Here is a 23,728-nt window from a genome sequence, read left to right as displayed (position 1 = left end):
GCCTTGATATGTGGGTGGTGCATCCTAGGCTTCTAAATTGGTATTATTTAAGAAGCTTTGACGGGAACGCTGACTTCTAGCAAATCTGTCGGGGAATATTTGATAGAAAACTGCGTGTTTCACCCCTCCCTCTGCGCCTCTGCGCCTCTGCGTAAGATATCTGAAATATCAAAAGTCACAGTTACACTAGCTTCCAGCGCCGAACGCCCCTTATGTTTTTGAGCATTATTGACCAAATCTGGTAAACGTTCCGCCCGCATACCCTTAGAACTAGCTAAACCCAAACAAAACAACAAAGCATCCAGAATATTTGACTTCCCAGAACCATTAGGACCAGATATGACAGTACACCCCGGTAGCAAAGGGACAGCAGTAGTCCCACCGAAGGATTTAAAATTGGTAAGTTCAACGCGCTTGACATATACCATGAGGCACTAATTAACTGTAAACTGGGTCAAGTAAATAAGTGTACCAATTATTTATCATTTCGTGGTTATAAAAAAGGGTAATAAATAAATTTATGCAGATTAACACGCCAGATTGGGTGAAACACGCAGTTTTCTATCAAATATTCCCCGACAGATTTGCTAGAAGTCAGCGTTCCCGTCAAAGCTTCTTAAATAATACCAATTTAGAAGCCTAGGATGCACCACCCACATATCAAGGCTATAAAGGTGGTGATTTGTGGGGTGTGATAGAAGAATTAGATTATATCGAAAGTTTAGGAATTACAGCGATTTACTTTACACCCATTTTTCAATCTGCTAGTAATCATCGTTATCATACCCATGATTATTACCAAGTTGATCCGATGTTGGGGGGAAATCAAGCTTTACGAGAATTAATAGATGCAGCCCACTCCCGCAATATAAAAATAGTTCTTGACGGCGTATTTAATCATTCTAGTCGCGGCTTTTTCTTTTTCCATGATGTCTTAGAAAATGGTTCTAATTCTCCTTGGATAGATTGGTTTAAAATTCAAGGCTGGCCGCTTGCACCTTATGATGGTAATTTACCTGCTAATTATGATGCTTGGGCAGGAATTCGCTCTTTACCAACTTTTAATCATGATCATCCTGATGTTAAAGAGTATATCATGAAAATTGCCGAATATTGGCTGGAATTTGGCATTGATGGTTGGCGGTTAGATGTACCTTATGAAATTAAAACTTCGGGTTTTTGGCAGGAATTTCGCCAACGAGTCAAAGGTATTAATCCTCATGCTTATATTGTCGGTGAGGTCTGGTCAGATGCCCGTGAATGGCTTGATGGGACGCAATTTGATGGGGTATTGAATTATTTATTTAATGAGGCAGTGCTGGCGTTTGCAGTAGGCGATCGCATTGTATTAGAATTAGTAGAATCTCAGAGTTATTATCCCTATCCTGCCCTAGATGCGGCTGGTTATGCAGCCAAAATTCACAGCCTTTTAGAATTATATCCTTGGGAAATTCAACTAACTCAATTAAACGTCCTCAGTAGCCATGATACAGCCAGGTTAATTAGTATTGCTGATGGTGATCAAGCAAGTGTAGAATTATGTAATCTGTTGTTATTTACCTTTCCCGGTGCGCCTAGTATTTATTATGGTGATGAAGTTGGTTTACCTGGAGGCATAGATCCAGATTGTCGCCGTGTTTTCCCCCTAGAATCTGATTGGAATCAAGACATTTTAAATACTCACAAACAATTAATTTCTATTCGTCAAAATCACCCGGCTTTGCGAATTGGTAGTTATCAAGTTCTTTATGCAGTAGGAACAGTTTATGTATTTGCCCGAACTCTAGAAAGTGAAGAATTAATTATTGCTGTGAATGTGGGAACTGAATCTATCACAGTGAATATAGATTGTCGTAATTTGCCAAAAAAACCACACCAAGTTTTATTTGGCAATGGGGAAATTACATGGAAGGATAACAATGTTTCTTTAACTATTCCTCCCCGTAGCGGCTTGATTTGCGTTAATCTCAAATCCCCACCACATCTCGTTCCTAGTCTCTGACTAGGAATGCAGTTGATGAGGCTCTGCCTCTAATATCATTGAAGGCAGAGCCTTCTAGAGTTCATTCCCAGTCAGAGACTGGGAACGAGATGATGAGTGATATTTTTTTGCTACTTATGGGTAATCTAATCATAGTAGGGGTAATGCTGCTATTAAGACAACAGCAATTTTTGACACATGACTAACTCTAGTGATGATTACTTGGTTCGGCGCGGTAAGCAGATTGAGCGAAAGAAAAGAATTGTTACATATATCGGACTTATTTCATTTGGCGGTTCAATACTGTTCGGCGGGGTTAATGCCATCAAACAGTCTTGGGAAAAACCTAAGCAAGCAGTAGTTAAAACCGTTGGGAATGATTTACAGACACAGATTAAGGGGTATGAGTTGGTTTTACAACGTGAACCGAATAATCAAATGGCGCTTGAGAGATTGTCCATTATGCGGTTAAGGTCTGGGGATAATCAGGGGGGGATTGCCTTAATTGAGAAGTTAATAAAATTACATCCAGATAGAGAGGATTATCAAACTGTGCTGGCAGATATAAAGAAGAAAATGAGGGAAAAGTAAGAGCGATATCAGAATTGTTTAAGTAGGTTGGCGTTGAAAATTGTCGTTATGGCAAGGCAAAAGGCAAGATTTATTAGTCCGTTTTAACGGACTTGAGCTATGAGACAGGGAATTTATTCCCTGGCAGGTGTGGAAAGCAACTTTACCCAGAGGGAAAATTATGTCTTTTAATAAATACAAAAGCATTGCTGATGTTTTACAGGAATTTCCACTCACTTACAAAGAAAAAAATTTCATTGAACAAGTACCTATGGAAACTGATCCGTATTTTAAGAGTAGATTAGATTTTATCCTAGAAGAAGGAGTTGTTTTTAATTCAGAATATGCTATTTGTGAAAGCATTATTTACCCAGTTCTTGTAGAAGTATGGCGACAATATGCTAGTAAATTATTACTTTGGAGTCATCAACCTTTAAATTATGATGAGAATTTATCAGGGATTCCTGACTATATGGTTGCTCAACGTTCTTCTAGGGGTAAAATTATTTTAGAGAAGCCCTATCTAATTATAGTGGAAGCTAAAAAAGATAACTTTGAGGAAGGTTGGGGACAATGTTTAGCGGAACTGATTGCTGCACAAAAAATGAATGGTAATCAAAATAGTCGGTTATTTGGTATAGTTTCTAATGGTAAGTTATGGGAATTTGCAGTTTTGCAAGAAATGGAGTTTGTTAAGAATGTTAAATATTATGTATTAGAGGATTTACAAGCACTGATGGAGGCGTTAAACTTTATATTTAGTAATAGTTTTGAACAGGTTATTTATTGAGTTTTTAAGTAGTTAATAAATTCTGTGACTCCATCATATTGATCATGGTAATCAACATACTGATTTAACACTTGTATATCTAAATCTGGTAATAATTGACTTTGATTAACCTGATTATATTCACCATTTTCTAAAGCATAGATTTTTAATAATCCATCTTCCCAAATCCAAACTTCAGGAATACCAATTCGTTTATATATTTCTAATATTTTTATATTTCCACTGGTAAAAATTACCTCAATAATTAAATCGGGAATGTCTTTTTTACTATGAAAAATATAGGATTCATCAGGTTCTTTACGTCCAGTTATATTTTTATTTCCTAACGTGGCACTACCTCCAGCATAAAATCTAACCCTTTTTTCTCTACAGTATGCTTCTAACAATAAACTAATTGTTCTTTTGTAATATTCATGTTCTTGTCCTAAATTCATAATAATTTCTAATTCTCCATCTAAATAAATAAATCTTATCCCCTCAATATCTTGAAAGGTGGTTTCTATTTGCTCAAATTTTTCCCAAGTAATTCCTGTAAGAACTAGATGATTATTTGGTACAATAGCTTTTTGTAATGTAGTTGTCATAGTTTTTATTCCTCAAATACAAGGTATGGAAGCGGTTACAGTTAAATTGTACTAAATAAGTGATATCTACCAAGATAAAGCAGCAGAAGCAGAAATTGATTTATAATCCTATTTCAAAAGTCGGTAAGGTGTCTGCTTGGAATTTAGCGATCGCCTCTTGGTTTTCTAATTCTAATACAACTCTACTCTGTAAATGTGGTAGTAGTGTTTGCCACTGTTTTTCACTGATTTCTTCTATCAAAGAAATTTGTATGCTTTCGGTAATATCTATCTCATCTTCCATTATTAAGTTCATAGCGATACTAGATAATATTCCGTCCGCAGTTTCAGGATCACTGTTACTAACATAGATGAGTAATGTCGTTTCATCAGCATGAGAATCAGTAGCTAGTGCTTTAATTACCTCTCCTAATTGCACATATAAATCATCTTCTGACTGATTCCAATCAGGAAACATGATTAGATTAATTTCTCCAAGGTTGAAAGGTAAAGATTCAAGAGTTTGATTAACTAAAACATTGCTGACAATATCAGCCATTTTGTCCCAAGAAAACTTCTGAGATTGTTGTAATCCTGCCTGAATTAAATTACGTCTTAAGCTGGGTTTTTGAACATCACATAAAGCATTAGTCATACCCTCAATATCATCATCTTTAACATAGATGACTGCTTCTCCTCCAACTTCGGGTAAAGAGGCATTAGGAGTAGTAATTACAGGGCATCCACAAGCCATTGCTTCCGCTACTGGCATTCCAAAACCTTCATATTGAGAGGGATAAACTAGTGCCGCTGCTCCAGCATAAGCTAATCTTAATTCTGCATCACTTAATTGTAATCCGTGAAAGGTACATCCAGCAGTATATTGTCGCCATTCAGGAGGTAATTGACTACCTGCACCAGTCGCTACTATATCAAAACTGTGTTTGTTAATCAGTTGAGAAAATGCTTGCAAAAAGAAAATTGAGTTTTTATATCCGCCTAGTCCACCTAATAAGAAATAGGGTTTATTGATGCCATATTTATATTTAAAGGCATTAATTTCATTTTCAGAGGTAGGGGAGAAAAGAGGATCAACTCCACAATGGGCAACAGTAATTGATTCTAATGATATATTTGGGAAAAATGTACTCAAGTCCTTAGCTGTATTTTCTGATATGGAAATAAAAGCGGATGCGTGTTTGATAGCATTGTGCTTTTCTATCCACATAGGTTCATTTAAGTTACCTCCTAATACTTCTGGTATCATGTCATAAGCCATAAACACTGAAGGGGTATTAATGGGGGTTGTGTAATAGGTAGAGATAAATAATTCTGCTCCTTCTTCGTCGCAAATTTGCTGGAGCATTTGGCGATCGCTCTCCGTATCGTTATAATTATAGGGAGATATGGTACGATAACGAATGCCGTTAATCTTAGGTGCAGTGTTAGCCCGATCTAAAACTATAATATGATTAGCAAATTCTGTATTTGCCCACTGTTCTAAAAGGGATTTCCAGACTCTAGCAATTCCGGTTTTATACAGTTGAAAAAATACACCATCAATAATTATTTGTGTTTGTTTAAAAGATGATGATTGTAGTGAACTTTTTAAATTGGCTTCATTAATGATAGGTGACAGTTTATCTTTAATTACTTCAGGTGAAAAATTCTCCGCAATAGTTTTCCTTGCAGCTATTCCCAATCTTTCACATAATTCTCTATCTTGCCATAATTGTATTGTATATTGGGCAAATTCATCAGCATTATTAGCAATGAATCCATTTACACCATGTTCAATGGGAGAAGAATGAGCCACATTACTTAAGGCTATAACAGGCAAACCATGAGCCATTGCTTCTACTATTTTAACTTGTTGTCCTGTTCCACCAATTAAGGGACATATAGCAAAACAACTATTGCTATAAATGGATGTTAAATCAGGAACGAACCCAGATAATTCTACTCCGTTAACAGGAGCTAATTGTTCACAAATCATTCCCACTACTTGTAGTTCAAAATCAGGAATAAGTGCTAATAGTTTTGGTAAAACTTGCTTAGTAAAGTATAAGTATCCTTGAATATTGAACCGATTAGGTCCTACAGCAAAAATAGGTTTTTCTTGATAAGAATTGCTCACTACTACGGGAGCATAAGTCATGGGTATATAGATTAACTTAGTATTTTGGGTATGATTAGCGATTTGTGAAGTTTCTTGATTGGAAATCACCAATGTATAATCATATTTGTCAAATATTTGATATTCTTTCAATGCTGGTTGTAAATCTTGTTTTAAATAAAAATTTTCTTGGATTGCTTCTAAGTTAATTTTGTCAGGATGATAGGGAGGAGATGATAAATAATTTTGCAAATTATTTTGCATTTGAGTATTGAGAGTGAATAAATTAATAGCATCTAATACTGTTAGTGATTTTGAAAATTTATTGTTATTTATCAATTCTCCCCATAGAGAATAGTTAACAACTACTAACTGTGGTGAGATTTGATCAAATATCTGTTCAAAAAATTGTTTTAATCCTGGTGGTGTATAAATTCCAAAAGGATCACTATTATTTTGTAATTGTATGGTTTGTATAAATTGATAATCTTCAGCAGTTCCTTTGTAAACCAAAACTTTTACATTTAATGCAGATTCTATGGTTTTTAAGGCTGCTGTATCTTGAGGATAATGATGATCCGTAATTATATTCCAACCACACAAAGTAATATTATAACCCCAGGCTTGTAAAGCTTTAATTAAAGATAGGCAACGCTGATGCGCTCCTGTTTTTGCAGGATAAGGATTATGAGGGAAGAAAATTAAAGCTTTTTTGTTGTGATCATTTGATAAACCACTAACTTGATAACTATGCAAATATGAGGGCAATTTCCAATTAACACTGGGATCAGGTATGTGAGTGATTGGTTGAACATTACCCCTCCAAGCTACTCCCATAATTTGCATAGTTTGATAAATTAGAGTATTCCATCCTTTTGATCTGAAATAATTTAAACCTTCTGCTACATCAGGAGAACTTAAATCATGAAATAAGATCATTGCATCTTCTTCAGCATAAGGTTCACAGGTGATTGCATCATTTAAAGGATAGGGTGCATCATGATTACCATCAATAAAAATCAATGACCATTTACGTTGATTTTCTTGTACGATTTCGTGGACTTTTTCGGGACTATATCCAGGTATTAAATTTACATGATCAATAACTCCTACATCTTGCAGAGAATTACTCACACTTGTATAGAAATCAGGATTTTCTAGAACTGGATCGATAACATCTAATTCTACTCCTGCTAAAGCTAAATGGCAGGCTGACCATCCTAACCAACAACCTATTTCTAAGGCTCTTTTACCTGCAAATTGTAAGGCATTATTATACAAAATACTGGCTTCATCTCTTGATAGAAATCCTATATAGGGATGCCTTTGATCTACATACCAATTATGGGGAATTTCTCTCCGTAGATATTGCCATTCACAAGTATTAGTATTCCCCACAATCATATTAGGAAATGCTGCATCTGGTTTGATAAATTGTAGCTTTTGCGACATATAATCACCGACTGGTAGTAATGCTCTTTCAATCACATCTTTAGTTTGATTGATCATTCTTTCTTCGGTAAATAATGCAGATGCTCTTTGTTGGCAATTTTGTCCTATAGTTTGGCGTAAATCTTCATTGCTTGTCCACAATTTAATTGTTTCCGCTAATTGATTAATTGCAATTTCTGGTTCTACTTTAGGATCTGCTATCAATTGACCTGTATTACCTAACTCTTCAGGAATACCACTGACAGCAGAAGCGATTACTGGTAATCCTTTTGCCATAGCTTCCATTATTGCTAATGGCATTCCCTCTAATAAAGATGGCAATATAAAAATATCACTAATATCTAATAAATCTGGAATATCAAAACGTTGGCCTAATAATTTAATTTTATCTGTTAGTTTTTGCTGATGAATTTTCTCTTTTAATTCAGTTTCTAATGAACCTGAACCTACCCAAATAAAATAAAGTTTTTTCCAAATTTTAGTTAGTTTTAACTGTTCAATAGCTGCTAATTGAAAATCATATCCTTTAATTTTATCATAGCGTGCTGATGTTAAACAGACGATAGCATCTTTGGGAATATCTAACTGTTGACGTAAGTTATTTCGTGTAGTTTTATTTTGAAGTGTAAAATATTCTTTAGGTCTGCCATAATAAATAACTTCCCCTTTATTTTTAGGTAAGCCATAACCTTGATATAGTAAGTTTAAGTTATTTTCAGAAACTGCTATTACAGCTTTTGCATAATGATAAACTTCAGACATTAATTTTAAAGAAGCATTAGGAAGACCACCAGGATAAACTCCCACTAAACCAACTATGGCAATAAATGGAATATTATATTGTATTGCTACTTGTTTTGCTCCCAAGTTGGCTAAAGCCCAGCTATCACTAAATATAATTAAATCAGGTTTAATTTCTGATAAAATTCTTTGAGATGAAGCTGTATCTGTTATTTTTCGTTCTTCATCATTGAGGGTATCAAAATCTAACCAAATATGTTTAATACCTAGGTTTTCTCTTACTTCAATCAAGGGTGTATTATATTCACTTTGAATACAAGTGATCTGATAACCTAATTGCACTAATCCACGGAGTAAACTATGATTATATTGAGCTACTCCTCCTAATCCGGGATCATCTGTATATAACAAGATATGTTTTTTCATTGTTGTTTCCTTTAGTAATAAATAATTAAACTTGGTATTGGTCTATTTTTTCTATGGTCTCAAATGCGGTTGCTAAACATTTATGAGATTCTAACAATTTATTAATGCTTAAATTAGCAACTCCATCCCTATAAGTTACCATAAATGTTTCATTCTTTAGTAATCTTTTGACTCTACCAGCCGTCATAGTGTCTAAACCTGTGTCCATGAGGTGAATAATCCAATCTTCGACTACGTTGTTATGAACATCTATATGGCCATCTTTCAAATCAATAGTCATACTAGGATTTAGATGATAATACTCTAAAAAATAGCGTTTGATATAATCGCCTTTATAACCCAAAGCAATATAAAAATCGTTAAACCCATAATGAGCATCAATGAGATAACGATGATATTTAATCGGAATTTTATTAGTTTTTACCAAATATTTACCTAAAGCAGAAATAACCGCAGCATGACTAGAATAAGATAAATTTTCATTTAACAACAAAGCTTCTGCTACATAAAACATACTATAATAGCATCGGGAAGTCGCAAATTCAGGATAATTTTTATTATTTAATTCTCTAGCTGCATTTAAGCTTCTTTCTGCCTTAATTAATAAATATTTTTGTTCATTATTCATAAAGTAACTCCCTCTTTTATAACATTCATAAAAAAAGGAGTATTTTTAGAGTTAAAATCTTTAGTTTCAGCAAAAACACGAGAAATCACTAAGTCAAATTCTAAAGATAATTCTGAAAGAAAAATGCTAGTTTTTTCGATTTCTTGAGAATAGTTAAAGGGTTCTTTTAACACAATTAAAATATCTACATCAGAATCAGAATGATGATCACCTCTAGCACGAGAACCAAACAAGATAACTTTATCTAAATTATCTTGATAGGTTGTTTGTAGAAATATTTTCACTTTTTCTAAAATTTTATTTATTATTAGCGATTCCATAGATGATGACCTCTTTTGATGAGCATTTATTTAATGATAATAACACATCTTTTTGATAACTTAAGTTCTCACTAAGTACCTATTTAGTATCAACATACTTTTGCCACATCTGCTGATAGGCTTTTTCCATTTCACGGGTAAATTTTTCTGCATCCCATAGAGGTGCATTTTTTCTTCCTTGTATTAATTTCCAGACAACCTCTTGTCTGAGTTTTTCATCTTTGCCTAAGCGCACTCCCCATTCTACATATTCCTCGTCAGTCCAAGCAATACCTTCGGTAATTCCGGCATTAATCATCATAGTATAACTATTGCGGGCTGCAAATTGTTGTCCTACCCTGGTCACTATGGGAATACCCAGCCATAGAGTCTCTAAAGTAGTGGTTGCGCCATTATAAGGATAGGTATCTAACACTATATCAGCAATAGTAAGATTAGCTCTATGAATTGCTTCAGTTATATCTTGAGGAATAAATCGTAAATATTTAGTATCTAGTCCTTCTGCTGCTGCTAATTGTTCATAGAATTTCTGACAAGCTTCTAAATCACTAAAACCTTTAATTAATAAATAACTATTAGGAACTTGCTTAATAATTCTTAATTGTAATTTAGTATTTTCTAAATGACGTTTATAGTCTTTTTGCCCAACAAAATATACAATTGCATCTTTGGGAATATCAATGTCTTCCCGTCTTAACGTGGGAACATCTGTCTCAAAACCGCCCACAGCAACGTAAGTTTCTGGTAATCGCCAAATTTTCTCACTATAGTAGTTTTGTGCTGATTCAGGTAATACATAGGGATCTGCAATAAAGTAATCAATAGATGGCAAACCTGAAGCATCCCAACCTAACCAAGTAACTTGAATGGGAGCAGGTTTTACTGCGAGGACTTCACCAACAAAATCAATTGTAAGACTATCTAAATCGACCAAAATATCAATTTCATCTTTATGAATTTGTTCAGTAATTTTTACTACACTGTTTACATCTTCAATACTATAAGCTTGGTAAGAAGATTCAATAAAAAACTTCTGCAAATTATCTTGTATACGCGGATGGATTATGTATGAATAAATTTTAAACTTATCAGAATCATGGTATTTAAAAAGCCAACGAGCAATCCAACCTACAGAATGTTGTCTTAAGTAATGGGACAAATAGCCTATTTTTAAAATTTTCTTGCTTGTTTTTGTGGTATTTGCTGTATAACGATATTGGTTAATTGCTTGAGTAGAATTTAGTTCAAAATTATTTAAACATAAATTCAGTAACTGATTTTGAAGTGGCCTAATAATATTAGGAGTATCTGTAATATAAGGAAAAAAGAACATTGATGTGTATAAACGTAGAATTCTCACAGTATCTGATATTCTGGGAGATTCTTGGATGAGAGATGATATTAAATTTTTTTGTTTTTCAATTGCTAAACAAGCTTCTTCCCAAGATCCTGCTGATATTAATAATCCCCTAATTAGCAAATGATTATAAAAAACTTTATCAGCTAAATTATCAGAGCTATCTATTAATTTTTTGGCTGTGTTAATCCCGTTAAGATGTTGACCAGTTGTTTGATAACAAAAGGCTAATCGAATCAAAACCTCTGGATGATTGGGATTTACATTTATATAAATTTCCAGTAACTGAATAGCTAAATTAGCATTTATTAAAGAAAGTTCTGCTTTAATAGCAGCAGATATTATTGTATATGTATAATCATTAATATTACTTGATGAATTCAGTAATAAATTTACTACTTCTAAGGTTAATTCACGAAGCCCAGGATATTCTATAAGTTTATGAATAACTTTTGAAAATACTTCTATATCTGGGTTAATATTCTCTTCTTCAATAGCATTAATTAAATCAAGCTGCTGAACATATTCATCATCTAATAATTCTAATTGCGTAGCTAAATATAAGTTGAATAATAAGTTATTAATATAATGAGAATTAATTTCTCGTAAATGTTGACTAATGACCCAGGCTTGTTTATAGTTTTCTAAGGTTACTTGTTTTTCGATTTCTCGATATAAAATCTGGCTCAACTCAGTTGTCCACAATTGAACCTCTTCTGTAGTTCCCTCTGCGATACCCATTAACCAAGTTAATTGCGCTTCTTGCTCCTTGTCTTGCAATAATAAATATAATCCCAAATGCCAGTAATGGGATTTAACATCAGGTTCTGCGTCAATTGCATTTTCGTAATATTGAATAGCCTGAGTGTAATCTTTTAGTTGTGAATTCTGTTGCATTTGATAATCGTAAGTATAAAGTGGTTGTATTACAAAAACACAGTAGAGACGTTCTATAGAACGTCTCTACATTTAATGCAACAATGAAGATCCTGGATATTTGTCTCATCTAAAATTGCTAAAATTGCTGTGACTCGATAGCTTTAATTGTCTCAATTCAACTTCCGCAATTTTTCATGTAATCTTCATTGCTTTACTATTTAATTACTTACCTACTTCAGTGGAACCAGTAGCACAGGCGCTCCCAACAGTAGGAACTACGGCAGCAACACCTACGGCAGTAGTTTCACAAAGAATAGCAATACTAGTTGCATCACTGCTTGATCCTTCTACAATTAGGGATACTGTACCTCCATAATTTCTGATTACTTTACTAACTCCTGTTAGAGCAGAAGTAGATTGAGCGATCGCAGCAGTGCCTGTACCAGTCGTTGCGGTTGCATATTTATAATTAGCAGTTTCTGATTTAATACCAACGCCCAAGTCTGATATTGCAGAGCCGAAAGAGCCTTTTTCTGTGAAGTAAGCTTGTTGACCTTTATTTAAAGACCCAACATAGGTTTTAGCTTCGGATTGTTTAGCTTTGTTGGCTTGGTTCAGGAAAGATGGCAGTGCAATAGCCGAGAGAATACCGATGATGATGATAACAACTAACAATTCAATCAGGGTGAAACCCTCACCTTCTTGCTTTTTGCCGAGGAGGTGTTGGATGAATTTAGCTTTCAGTTCAGTTTTCATATTAATTTTCCTTGGGGTGGAGTGTTGGTGTTGTTTGTTTCCTTATAAAAAGAACTTACCCACTTCTGATCAGTTTCATATCACTTCACCTAAAAGATTTTTGGACAAACTCAGGAAATGGCTTGAAAAGCTTATTTATCAAGGAATTTGTCCCATCAGTTCCTAAATTAACCAGCATCAAAAAATGTGGAGACATTGTATATAATGTCCCTACATTGTGAACTATTGGAATACTGCACGTTTAAATTCATTTAATACGTTGTATAATTGTTAATTCTTCTTCTGTTAAAAAAGGGGCTTAAAAACCTAATTTTAGGTTGCTAATTACAGGTTTAATACTCATCTTTGTTATATTGGTAACAATATCCAATCAGTAGGACAAATAGTAGATGTCTGTGTCTGTAAAGTACCTATTCCAATAGCAGGACTTTCGCACAGAATGGTTATGGTAAGTGTTTCTTGAGTACCTGCTATAGTTACAAGGTTTAAATAAGTAACTCCTACATAGGATTTTAAAGTGCCTGTTAGTGACCTACCATTATTTGTCACTATTGTGCCGCTAGGATCAACATTACTTACATATTCATAATTATTTGTTTGCTGATTAATACCTATGCCTAATTCATCTATAGATATGGTAAAACTACTCTTCTCTACAAAGTAAGCCTGTTGAGCGCGGTTCATAGAGCCAACAAATAATTTAGCTTCTGTCTGTTTAGCTTTATTAGCCTGGTGTAGAAAAGTGGGTAGGGCGATCGCTTCATTTCACTTCCTTCCATATGGCTAACGCCACGCTGCGCTAACGCAATGACATTGTGTAATTAATTCTGTCTCACTGCTTAAGTAATTAACATTTGATACAGCAATCATGACTTTTCAACCACCCTCTTAGATTTTCCTCAAGAGTCGGAACTGGCGTACAATGCTGAAATTGACTAATATTAAGCCACACCAACTTAAAAACAGTATCTTATGCCAGCATTTTTATTAGAGGTCGGTACAGAAGAATTACCCGCAGGTTTTTTGAGTGATGCTATTGGACAATGGCGATCGCGCATTCCCGAAAGTCTCAAAACCCACAATCTCCCCGAAGCGGTTGTCGAAGTCTATGGAACACCCCGCCGGTTAGCAGTTCTGATTACAGGTTTACCTTCCCAGCAAGCAGACCGAGAAGAAGAAATCAAAGGACCACCCGCACAAGCAGCTTTTAAAGATGGACAACCCACTAAAGCCGCCATTGGTTTTGCGAGTAAGCAAGGTGTAGATATTTCCGCTTTAGAAATTCGTCCCACAGAAAAAGGCGATTTCGTCTTTGTCAACAAACAAATTCCCGGTCGTCCCATCGCCGATATTTTAACCGAACTTGTCCCCCAATGGGTCTGGAACTTAGAAGGCAAGCGGTTAATGCGCTGGGGACATGGTGACGGACGATTTTCGCGCCCAATTCGCACCTTAGTCACATTGTTAGATGGGGAAATTTTACCACTACAATTAGAAAATGGGGCAAAAGTTGTTAAAAGCGATAGCCTTTCTCGCACCCATAGAGTCTTACACCCCCAACCCGTCAGCATTGACCACGCTACAGAATATGTCAAAACCTTGGCTTCTGGCTATGTAAATGTACTCCCAGAAGACCGAGCCGAAATCATCACAAATCAAGTGAAAGCAGCAGCCGAAAAATTAGGCGGATATACCCCAATTTACCCCGACTTACTAGCAGAAGTTGTCAATTTAGTTGAATATCCCACAGCAGTTATCGGCCAATTTGAAGAGGAATTTCTCAATTTACCAAAAGAAGTAATTACCGAAGTCATGGTAAGTCATCAGCGTTATTTTCCCGTCTTCAAAAATGCTGATTGCCAGGAATTATTACCCAACTTTATCACCATTAGTAACGGAGATCCTGCCAAATCTGATATTATTGCTGTCGGTAATGCCAGAGTAATTCGAGCGCGGTTAGCAGACGGCAGATTTTTCTATGAAGCTGATTTAGCCAAACCCTTAGAAAGCTACTTACCCCAATTAGAAAAAGTCACCTTTCAAGAAGATTTAGGTTCAGTTCGTGCCAAAATCGCCAGAATAGTTAAAAATGCCGAAAGAATTACCACTCAATTACAATTAAATCCAGATCAAACCCAGAATATACAAAGAGCCGCGTTACTTTGTAAAGCCGATTTAGTCACACAAATGGTCTATGAATTTCCAGAATTACAGGGAATTATGGGCGAAAAATACGCCTTAGCTAATGGCGAAAATCCAGAAGTTGCAAAAGCCATCTTTGAGCATTATTTACCCAGAAATGCTGATGATATTTTTCCCCAAACTCTCACAGGTCAAATTGTCGGTTTAGGAGATAGATTAGATACCTTAGTGAGTATCTTTGGTTTAGGTTTAATTCCCACAGGTTCATCAGATCCTTTCGCCTTACGTCGCGCAGCAAATGCGATTGTTAATATTACCTGGTTGGCGAATTTACAAATTAATTTATCAACCCTTTTAGAAGAAATCGCCACAGATTTCGCTACAACTTTTAACAAAGATGCCAAATCCTTAATTAAAACCTTGCAAGAATTTTTCCTGCAACGGATTCGCACCTTATTACAAGATGAAAAACAGATAGATTACGATTTAGTAAATGCAGTTTTGGGAGAAAATGATCCCGAATACACAGAACGGGCATTAACGGATTTATTAGATGTCCGCGATCGCGCTCTCTATTTACAACAAATCCGCAAAGATGGTACATTAGATAAAATCTACGAAACCGTCAACCGTTCCACCCGGTTAGCAGCCCAGGGAAATCTAGACTTTCAAACCCTAGAACCACAATCTTTAATAAATCCCCAACTCTTCCAGAAAAAATCCGAATCTGCATTTTATAACGCTTTACTCGAATTAGTTCCTCAAACCCAAGCAGCACAACAAAACCGGGATTACCAACTATTAGTAACCGCACTAGCAAAAATTGCCCCCACCGTCAGTACATTTTTTGATGGTGAAGACAGCGTTTTAGTTATGGACGCAAATCCCGATATTAAGCAAAATCGCTTAAATTTACTGGGATTACTGCGAAATCACGCCCGTGTATTGGCGGACTTTGGCGCGATAGTCAAAAATTTGTAGCATAACGCAACAAAAATTGGTGTAATTTTTGCCAATTAACGCTACTATAGTGAAGCTTAACCAGGGATGCTACATAGTCTATGCCAGAAGCGTTAATTATTGGATTCGGAAAATCCGGTGTTGCTGCGGCAAGATTGTTGAAACAGGAAGGCTGGGAGGTTGAACTTTGCGATAGTAGCACCTCCCCAACCCTCCTCGAACAACAACAACAACTCGCCAGTGAACACATTACGGTAAAATTAGGACACAAACCAGAATTCACCAACTCTGATATATCCAAATTAATAGTTCTCAGTCCCGGAGTTCCTTGGGATATTCCTATTTTAGCCAAAGCGCGAGAATTAGGCATAGAAACTATTGGCGAAATGGAACTAGCTTGGCGATATTTGCAAGATATTCCTTGGGTAGCAATCACCGGGACAAATGGTAAAACTACCACCACCGCTTTAACTGCTGCCATTTTCCAAACAGCGGGATTGAACGCCCCCGCCTGTGGTAACATTGGTCATGCTGCTTGTGAGGTAGCAATACAGGCAAGAGGCAATACTTCGACTTCGCTCAGTAACCAGAGGCAAGAGGCAAGAGGGAATACAGAAAAAAATTCCGTTGATTGGATAATTGGTGAACTTAGTAGTTATCAAATCGAATCTTCCGTAACTTTAGCGCCCCGCATTGGGATTTGGACAACCTTCACCCCAGATCATTTAGCCCGACACAAAACATTAGAAAATTACTATAATATCAAAGCCAAATTATTACATAACTCCCAAATTCAAATATTTAATGGTGATGATACTTATTTGAGCAAATTAGGATTAACTCATTGGCCAAACGCCTATTGGACAACCGTTAAAGGTGAAAAATTCCTCATAGGTGAAAAAGGCTTTTATATAGAAAATGGCTGGGTAATGGAAAAAATCACCCCCACACCCCAAGCCATTGTAGAGGTATCTGCATTGCGAATGGTAGGGGAACATAACCAGCAAAATCTGCTCATGTCCGTCGCCGCTGCTAGATTAGCAGGTATAGATATTACCGCCATTTCGCAAGCTGTGCGTGAATTCTCTGGCGTTCCCCACCGTTTAGAACATATTTGCAATTGGCAAGGAATTGATTTTATTAACGATAGCAAAGCCACCAACTACGACGCAGCCGAAGTAGGATTAGCATCTGTCCATAGTCCCGCCATTTTAATTGCTGGTGGCGAAGCCAAAGCCGGGGATGATACCACTTGGTTAGCCCAAATTCAAGCCAAAGCCGCCGCCGTTTTACTCATAGGTAACGCAGCACCAGCATTTGCGAAACGGCTGCAAGAGATGGGATATAGCAATTATCACATAGTTGAAACAATGGCAAACGCCGTATCCTTATCTGGGGAATTAGCCAAAAAATATCAAGCCTCTGTAGTATTATTATCTCCAGCTTGCGCTAGTTTTGACCAATATCCCAACTTTGAAATGCGGGGTGAAGACTTTCGGCAATTGTGCCAAAAATATCTAGTACCGTAGGTTGGGTTAAGCAAAGCGCAACCCAACACCAATCAAATTGATGTATACTAAACACGGGTGAGATTTAAACTTTTGCCAAATGACAAAAAGCCCAGATGTGTAGGGGTAAAGCAAGAGCTTCATTGGTGTCAACTTAAGGTAAAACCTGTAGCCCGCCTGGGAATGAATTCCCAGTCTAATAGCAGAAGTCATCTGAAGATGACTAAATAACCCGGAAATTTTTGAGTAAACTTTAAGTAGGTTGGCGTTGAAAATTGTCGTTATGGCAAGGCAAAAGGCAAGAGGCAAGAGGCAAGAGTGAAGAGGGTTTGGGCGATTTTACATTTCTTTACACAGTTTGGTTTTATTGTGTTCACCTACTTAATTCATGTTGATTTAATATCAGGACTTACGCAAAATATTCCTCAAACCCTCATTTCTCTGTGTTCTCTGTGTTCTCTGTGGTTCATTATTCCGTAACTCGTGCGTAAGTCCTAAATATCACTAAAATTAATAACATTGACAGGTTACATATCACTTTTTTGTCAATTTGTCAATAGGAAATTTTTGCGATCGCTCAAATTAGATCATTTCTGAGCAAATTCATGGCTAAAATTGTTGAGGGAATAGCTATTAATTTTGTAAAGTTTTGTATTAGCCTGGGAAATTAATTTCTGAAACTACTGTCAATCAAGGGTTTGAGACTAACCTCTTCTGAAAGATTCAAAATTGATAATAGTAACCCAATTATGAAATTCTCTGAAATTATAGCAGATCGCTGAAAGTATAGCAACCTCGTTGATAAATAGAAAAGATTCTCAATTAATTATTAAGAAAATATAAAGGGAATTGCTAAAAGTTATAAATATCAAAAGTATTATTGATTTTCTATAATTTAAACTTATCATACAGCCATTATGAATAATATATCTGATAAACAGCATCTAGGATAAAACTAAGAGCATATTATAATTGTGCGATAGCGAAGCGCTGCTGCAAGCAGTTCGCTTTTTCGACTTAAGCTCAAATCCCTACCACATCTCGTTCCTAGTCTCTGACTAGGAATGCAGTTGATGAGGCTCTGCCTCTCATATCATTGAAGGCAGAGCCTTCTAGAATTCATTCCCAGTCAGAGACTGGGAATGAGATGATCTGGGTTCTTTGCGGGGTAGATATTTTACGTTAAGTTGACACCAATGAAGCTCTTGCTTTACCCCTACACATCTGGGTTCTTTGTCATTTGGCAAAAGTTTAAATCTCACAAGTACATAGTATAACTCTTAACTGGGAACAGTTTCAACTGTCTGGACATCCTCAATTTTCCAAATCTGACAAAGAAAAATGCACCTATTTTGAGACACCATCAGCCAAAACCTGGCACTTTTTTGTGATGAAAATCCGCGAAACTCTTATTAATAAATGGTTTTAGCTTTATTTAGCAAGTCTTAATTAAGTAGGTGAACAGAAAAATTTAAAGGTATGTGAAGAAAAGTAAAATCACTCAAAACTCTCTTCCTGTTCCCTGTTCCCTGTTCCCTGTTCCCTGTTCCCTTGCCCCAACGACAATTTTTAACGCCCACCTACTTAACAATTGTCCAGAAACTATCCTAGCTAGTCCACGTCACCATACATATCACATATTATTGGCAATCCTATCATGAGTCGTTCTATCCATTGGCAATCTAGCACCGCTGCACTCATGGCTATAGCCATTACAACAGGTACAGCCATCCCCGTGCTATCATTTAACCCTGTTTTTGCCCAAGGATTTAATCTCAATCAATCGCGGACAATTAGTATCCCCGCTAATGTCACTTTACCTGTTACCTACGAAAAAGAGAAGGTTATTGTCAAACCGGGTGAAACATTGGCTCTAACTCTGAAAATAGCTGACAATGTTACTGATAAAAACAGAAATATTTTAATTCCTGCTAATACTGAAGTTATTGGAGAATTACAACCAGTAAGATTAAATGGGGCATCTACTAATAATAACCGGCAAGGTGTCCGCTTTGTAGCCAGGGAATTAGTATTTCCCTCTGGACAACGACAACAGATTTATGCTAACTCTAAAACCATCACCCAAACAGAAACAATTACCAAAGGATCAAGCACTGGACAAATATTAACAGATGCGGCTATTGGTGCGGGTGCTGCTACTCTGATTTCTTTGGTGACTGGTAACAAGAAAATTGAAGTTTTAGAACCCGTAGGTGGTGCAGCAGCGGGGGCTTTAGCTAGTATACTATTGCGAAAACCAAAAGCTGATGTTTTTGTGTTAAGACCAGAACAAGATTTAGATATTACCCTGACTTCAAATTTAGTCATAACTCGTCAATAAACTTATAGCGGTATGCACTGGAATGAAATACATCATAGTCCCCTCCTCGCTTGCGGGGAGGGTTTGGGGGCGGGGTTCTTGTACTTCATAACACCACAAAGTGCTGTAATAGTTTTGAAGTTGTGAATTTCATAATATAAATAAATTTTAGTCTCACGCAAAGGCGCGAAGACGCACTGAGGTTTGAGTTTTAAAGGTTCAATTTGGGAATTTCATACCTCACATTGGTGTCAACTTAACGTAAAACCTCTATCCCGCAAAGAACTCAAGTCATCTCATTCCCAGTCTCTGACTGGGAATGAATTCTAGAAGGCTCTGCCTTCAATAATATTAGAGGCAGAGCCTCATCAACTGCATTCCTAGTCAGAGACTAGGAACGAGATGTGGTAGGGATTTGAGCTTAAGTTGACACCAATGCATACCTCAATATGGCTACGCTACGCAGGCTATCAGCAACGCCTGAAATTTTTAAGTCTATTTATTTATTCCCTATTTTAGCCAACAGATTGCAACCAAATTATAAATGTAGTTCCTGGGGTATTTGGTAATGTGATAATTGAGTTAATGGCTGGACTAAAAACCTCGATGTTTCCCTGCATTTCTACTATTAACTGTTTAGCAATGGCAATTCCTAAGCCAGTTCCCGGAATTTCTGTTTTTGCCTGTACACCCCGGTAATGTCTTTCTCCTAGATGTTCTAAGTCCTCTGGAGGAATACCTGGACCTGTATCACTAATAGCAATACCTTGTAAATTTCCTTTTTGTTGCCCACATTGTACTAAGATTTTACCTCCAGGTGGTGTATATTTTAAAGCGTTATCAAGGATATTACTCAAAACTTCTCCTAAGGCTTTTTCATTCACCCTCGCTAGGGGTAGGTGAGGAGAAATTTCTGTGATTAATTGTAGATTTCGTTCTTGAGCGATCGCTTGGGCAGATATTAATAAAGGTGCTAATAAATCTATCAAGAAACAATTAGTTAATTGTTCTCCTGTTCCGGGTAGTAATAACGCGGGTTTAGCGGCTTTTTGCACATTGGCGTTAATAACTACTTTTGATTCTGGTAGAGGTAAAGGTTCTAAATCTGCTGTATTAAGATCAATTACTTGATCAAATTGTTTTAATAGTTCTTGTAGGCGATCGCTCTCCCGGACTATACTGGTGGCTACTTCCCGATTAGGATCAACCGGGAGCATCCGCTTAAATAGTAATTTCCCAAAGGTGCGGATAGCAGTTAAGGGGTTACGAAATTGATGTAAAAGATTATCTAATAAATCCCGTTGTCTCTCTTGGAGAATTTGTTCCTGCTGGAGTTGATGTTGTAACCATGACTGGCGCTGGTCTAAAATGCAAGCGATCGCTAAAGTCTTAGCAATGCGTTCAATTTCCCGTTCCTCTCGTTCATTCCATTCCCTATCTTCTCTCGCCGTCACCAATAACCCCATCATCACGCCTTCATGAATCAAAGGTAAAACAATTTGGTTATGACTCAGCCAGTATTCATCTTGTGCATCGTGTAAATTTTGTTTTCCTGTTGCTGCCGATTCCGCTGATTCATGGGAGGATATTGGAGTCGGTTTTAACAATCTCATTTGCTGATTGGGTAATGCTAAAACATTAGCTAACCTTACAGGATAACCTTCCCCCACATCACTATATTCATCACTAGGATTTAATGCTATAGTCTCTGGATACACCATTACTGGAATTAGTCGTGCCTCTGCTGTAGATTTTTCTACTAGTTCTTGTGTCAAATAAACAACGCTAAAGCCCGCTCCCATCCCTTGGGTTAGCAGAGCCATTTGCTCTCGACATAGAGCAAGAAAATCAGAACTGGCAGACATTAGCATGAGTTCAGGAATCTAGGAGGAAGAATAAGTCACCAAGTCAGAAGAAGAAGGAAAGAAGGAATTGGTAGGGGTTTAGCTTATGCCTTACCCCTATAGCTTTCGACCTAATTTTCGCATTTTATTCAAGTACATAACGTTACTAAGGCTTCTAGCTATCTAGTTTAGTCTGGTAATGGATGATTGGTAGGGAAACAATAGCTGAAAAGTCAGCAATTTTTTTAATTTTTAAGTCTTCATTTTTGACAGTTTTACCCTAGTTGTATCAAAACATTAAAAACTATTGATCTTTTAAGATAGAACTTATATAATGACGACGGATTTTGTAGCCATAACTACAGTCTATAGCTTGAAACAGGAGGACAATAGGTTGGCAAGGAGACGCAAGCGGAAGAGTCGTCGTAGGCAGGAAGGACGGCGCATACTTGAGCATATCCCTCAGTACAGCATTGAAAGTGGCGAAGATAAACCTGTGACAGCAGCAAGAAAGTTCATTCAAGCTGAAGGCATCACGCCACCTGCGCTGCTACTAGTAAAACGCAATGAACATACAACAGACCGATATTTCTGGGCGGAAAAAGGTCTGTTTGGCGCTCAATACGTAGAAGAGAATCATTTCTTGTTCCCTAGTCTCAGGATTTTAGAATCACCAACAGCACCACAAACTGTGTCTGTTGCTGTGGCTAGTAACTAAACAACAAATGACTATCATATCTTGTAAATGTGACTTCTGACTCTGTGAATAATTAACTGGCAATTATGACTGGTTTGTTCAAAAATTCCATTTCTTTTAATTTTTTGGTTGAATTTGCCAGTAGAGTTTAAATACATTCTCTCAAGTCATGGGATAATTAATTCCTCATTAATCTGTAATAGATTAGATGAATCAGTTTGTTATCAGCTTATACAAAAGAGAATAGCGACAGAGCCAAGGTCATCCAAAAAATGAAGTATGAATTATTTATTTATGCTCTCACTAATTTGGACTACTATCAAGCTCTGTCCGCCAATTTAAATTTTTCCTCATGACATACCAAGCATCAGGAAGATTTCCCTACTGCTGATTTACTCAAAACTTGAGTCAGAAGCCTACATAATGCTAGTTTTCACCCCCAACAATTAATCAAGTGTCAAGTGTCTTTAGCTGTAATGCCCTTTGTAACTCAGCCAGTTCATCTCTATGGGCAGTTACAGTGATTGTACTTGAGAAGTTTTGCCCACTTGGGATATTTTCCATCTTGAGTGACACCTTCTCAAGTCTTCCAGATTTTTTCCAGTACAATAATCCACTTAAAGGCGAAAACAGGATTATTAATAGAAAAAATTGGCCAAAATCGGGCAAAAGCATTGATAGAACCAACGCCAAACAACCCAAACCTACGGCTGCTAATATAGTCAAAAATATAGCTAGAAACCAGCTAGGGCTAACCAATCCTTCAAAAGTGACTTGATTTTTAGCAGTATCTACCGCTGAAACTCGATAAGCACGAGAGCGAAAATACTCCTTTAATGCAGCCATTAATGTATTTTCATCCTGTTCTGAAGTCAATTGCATCATTTCTGTACGATCCTTGGTCGAAGCGCGTATAAAGAAAAATAATCCAACTGATAACAGAAAAGTTAAGAGGAACGTAGATTGAGAAACAGTAGAATTCATAACTAATTTTACGTCTGAAATTTTCAGTAGACTTAACCCATTATCAATTATTCTGGAAATAGGTAACAGCTAACAAACAACAAACGGAAGTTGTTCTTAATTTTTAAGTTTTAATTTTTATATGACGCAAAACTCCGAAACACCATCATCTAACCTCCGGGCTATAGCCCAACAATTTCGCCTAGCAGGTTGGATTAGTTTATGGATTCAGTTGGTATTAGGTGTAATTTCTGGAATAATTGTCCTGTTATTTGGCATTTTTAGTCAAAAAGCAGGTAGCCCCAGTAACAATCCAGGAACGGGCTTTGGCGTGTTTTTAGCAATTTGTGGCATACTTCTGTTGGGTGCTGGTATTTACTTAGCTTATCGCTACACTAGAATTGGCAAGAAATTAGAATCCCCTAATCCCACTAATCGCCCTCGGAAGGTGGAAACCGTGCAGATATTACGTTTAGGTCTATGGATAAATTTGGGGGGAATATTAGTCACTTTATTGGGAGCGCAAGCGATCGTTGGTACACTAGTAGCTAGGTCTATATCTCCTCAAGCAGTAACTACTCAATTATTTGACCCAACTCGGATTATTAGCGGTTTAGATATGCTCATAGTCCAGGCAAATACAAATACTGTATCAGCGCATTTTGCAGGTTTATTAGCATCTTTGTGGTTAATGAATCGGATTAATAAACCATAA

16 protein-coding genes and 2 pseudogenes are annotated in these 23,728 nt (G+C 36.6%); 8 read left to right on the top strand and 10 right to left on the bottom strand.

What is annotated here, in order from left to right; all coding sequences use genetic code 11:
• Positions 1-125 precede the first annotated feature (125 nt).
• Positions 126-428, bottom strand: a pseudogene (locus AN486_RS16590) (AAA family ATPase); the annotation flags it as partial.
• Positions 429-520: 92 nt separating this feature from the next.
• Between AN486_RS16590 and AN486_RS16585 the strand changes: the two are divergent.
• From AN486_RS16585 to AN486_RS16575, 3 genes and pseudogenes are all read left to right on the top strand, one after another.
• Positions 521-2,002, top strand: a pseudogene (locus tag AN486_RS16585) (glycoside hydrolase family 13 protein).
• Between the two features lie 177 nt (positions 2,003-2,179).
• A complete protein-coding gene (locus tag AN486_RS16580) occupies positions 2,180-2,572 on the top strand; it encodes a tetratricopeptide repeat protein (RefSeq protein ID WP_053538650.1) in 393 nt (130 codons plus the stop codon).
• Positions 2,573-2,732: 160 nt separating this feature from the next.
• Positions 2,733-3,341: a hypothetical protein gene (locus AN486_RS16575; RefSeq protein WP_053538649.1), complete on the top strand. Its 609-nt coding sequence runs from the start codon at positions 2,733-2,735 to the stop codon at positions 3,339-3,341.
• Here the strand turns inward: AN486_RS16575 and AN486_RS16570 are convergent.
• From AN486_RS16570 to AN486_RS16540, 7 genes are all read right to left on the bottom strand, one after another.
• The gene (locus AN486_RS16570; RefSeq protein ID WP_053538648.1) at positions 3,335-3,925 is read right to left on the bottom strand and encodes a Uma2 family endonuclease; all 591 of its coding nucleotides are present in this window, start codon (positions 3,923-3,925) and stop codon (positions 3,335-3,337) included. The genes AN486_RS16575 and AN486_RS16570 overlap by 7 nt on opposite strands.
• A gap of 100 nt (positions 3,926-4,025) precedes the next feature.
• Positions 4,026-8,639, bottom strand: coding sequence for a glycosyltransferase (locus AN486_RS16565; RefSeq protein WP_290601633.1), 4,614 nt, complete (start codon positions 8,637-8,639; stop codon positions 4,026-4,028).
• Positions 8,640-8,664: 25 nt separating this feature from the next.
• Entirely contained in the window at positions 8,665-9,267 is a 603-nt protein-coding gene (locus AN486_RS16560; RefSeq protein WP_290601631.1) for a HEPN domain-containing protein, read from the bottom strand.
• Complete coding sequence (locus AN486_RS16555) at positions 9,264-9,587, bottom strand: nucleotidyltransferase domain-containing protein (RefSeq protein WP_290601629.1); 324 nt, start codon at positions 9,585-9,587, stop codon at positions 9,264-9,266. The genes AN486_RS16560 and AN486_RS16555 overlap by 4 nt, the downstream gene beginning before the upstream one ends.
• Before the next feature lie 79 nt (positions 9,588-9,666).
• On the bottom strand, positions 9,667-11,841 hold the full coding sequence (locus AN486_RS16550; protein WP_290601626.1) for an O-linked N-acetylglucosamine transferase, SPINDLY family protein: 2,175 nt from the start codon (positions 11,839-11,841) through the stop codon (positions 9,667-9,669).
• 204 nt (positions 11,842-12,045) lie between these two features.
• The gene (locus AN486_RS16545; protein ID WP_290601624.1) at positions 12,046-12,579 is read right to left on the bottom strand and encodes a type IV pilin-like G/H family protein; all 534 of its coding nucleotides are present in this window, start codon (positions 12,577-12,579) and stop codon (positions 12,046-12,048) included.
• Positions 12,580-12,927: 348 nt separating this feature from the next.
• Entirely contained in the window at positions 12,928-13,335 is a 408-nt protein-coding gene (locus AN486_RS16540) for a type IV pilin-like G/H family protein (RefSeq protein ID WP_290601637.1), read from the bottom strand.
• 216 nt (positions 13,336-13,551) lie between these two features.
• On the opposite strand from AN486_RS16540, the gene glyS reads away from it, so the two are divergent.
• From glyS to AN486_RS16525, 3 genes are all read left to right on the top strand, one after another.
• The gene (glyS, locus tag AN486_RS16535) at positions 13,552-15,702 is read left to right on the top strand and encodes a glycine--tRNA ligase subunit beta (protein ID WP_290601623.1); all 2,151 of its coding nucleotides are present in this window, start codon (positions 13,552-13,554) and stop codon (positions 15,700-15,702) included.
• An 80-nt stretch (positions 15,703-15,782) separates the two neighbouring features.
• A complete protein-coding gene (murD, locus tag AN486_RS16530; protein WP_290601621.1) occupies positions 15,783-17,210 on the top strand; it encodes a UDP-N-acetylmuramoyl-L-alanine--D-glutamate ligase in 1,428 nt (475 codons plus the stop codon).
• Positions 17,211-18,846: 1,636 nt separating this feature from the next.
• Entirely contained in the window at positions 18,847-19,530 is a 684-nt protein-coding gene (locus AN486_RS16525; RefSeq protein ID WP_053538632.1) for a hypothetical protein, read from the top strand.
• Positions 19,531-20,024: 494 nt separating this feature from the next.
• Here the strand turns inward: AN486_RS16525 and AN486_RS16520 are convergent, their stop codons facing one another.
• Complete coding sequence (locus AN486_RS16520; RefSeq protein WP_290601620.1) at positions 20,025-21,380, bottom strand: HAMP domain-containing sensor histidine kinase; 1,356 nt, start codon at positions 21,378-21,380, stop codon at positions 20,025-20,027.
• A 367-nt stretch (positions 21,381-21,747) separates the two neighbouring features.
• On the opposite strand from AN486_RS16520, the gene AN486_RS16515 reads away from it, so the two are divergent.
• Positions 21,748-22,071: a DUF3155 domain-containing protein gene (locus tag AN486_RS16515; protein WP_053541224.1), complete on the top strand. Its 324-nt coding sequence runs from the start codon at positions 21,748-21,750 to the stop codon at positions 22,069-22,071.
• 429 nt (positions 22,072-22,500) lie between these two features.
• On the opposite strand, the gene AN486_RS16510 is transcribed toward AN486_RS16515, so the two are convergent.
• Positions 22,501-23,034 carry a cofactor assembly of complex C subunit B gene (locus AN486_RS16510; protein WP_053538630.1) on the bottom strand — a complete coding sequence of 178 codons (534 nt, stop codon included), beginning with the start codon at positions 23,032-23,034 and terminating at the stop codon, positions 22,501-22,503.
• A gap of 121 nt (positions 23,035-23,155) precedes the next feature.
• On the opposite strand from AN486_RS16510, the gene AN486_RS16505 reads away from it, so the two are divergent.
• On the top strand, positions 23,156-23,728 hold the full coding sequence (locus AN486_RS16505) for a DUF3611 family protein (RefSeq protein ID WP_190382302.1): 573 nt from the start codon (positions 23,156-23,158) through the stop codon (positions 23,726-23,728).

This window comes from Anabaena sp. AL93 (assembly GCF_001672085.1).
Taxonomy (GTDB): domain Bacteria; phylum Cyanobacteriota; class Cyanobacteriia; order Cyanobacteriales; family Nostocaceae; genus Dolichospermum; species Dolichospermum heterosporum.
The sequence above is the reverse complement of the archived record's forward strand: the minus strand, read 5'-3'. Positions and strand labels throughout refer to the sequence as shown.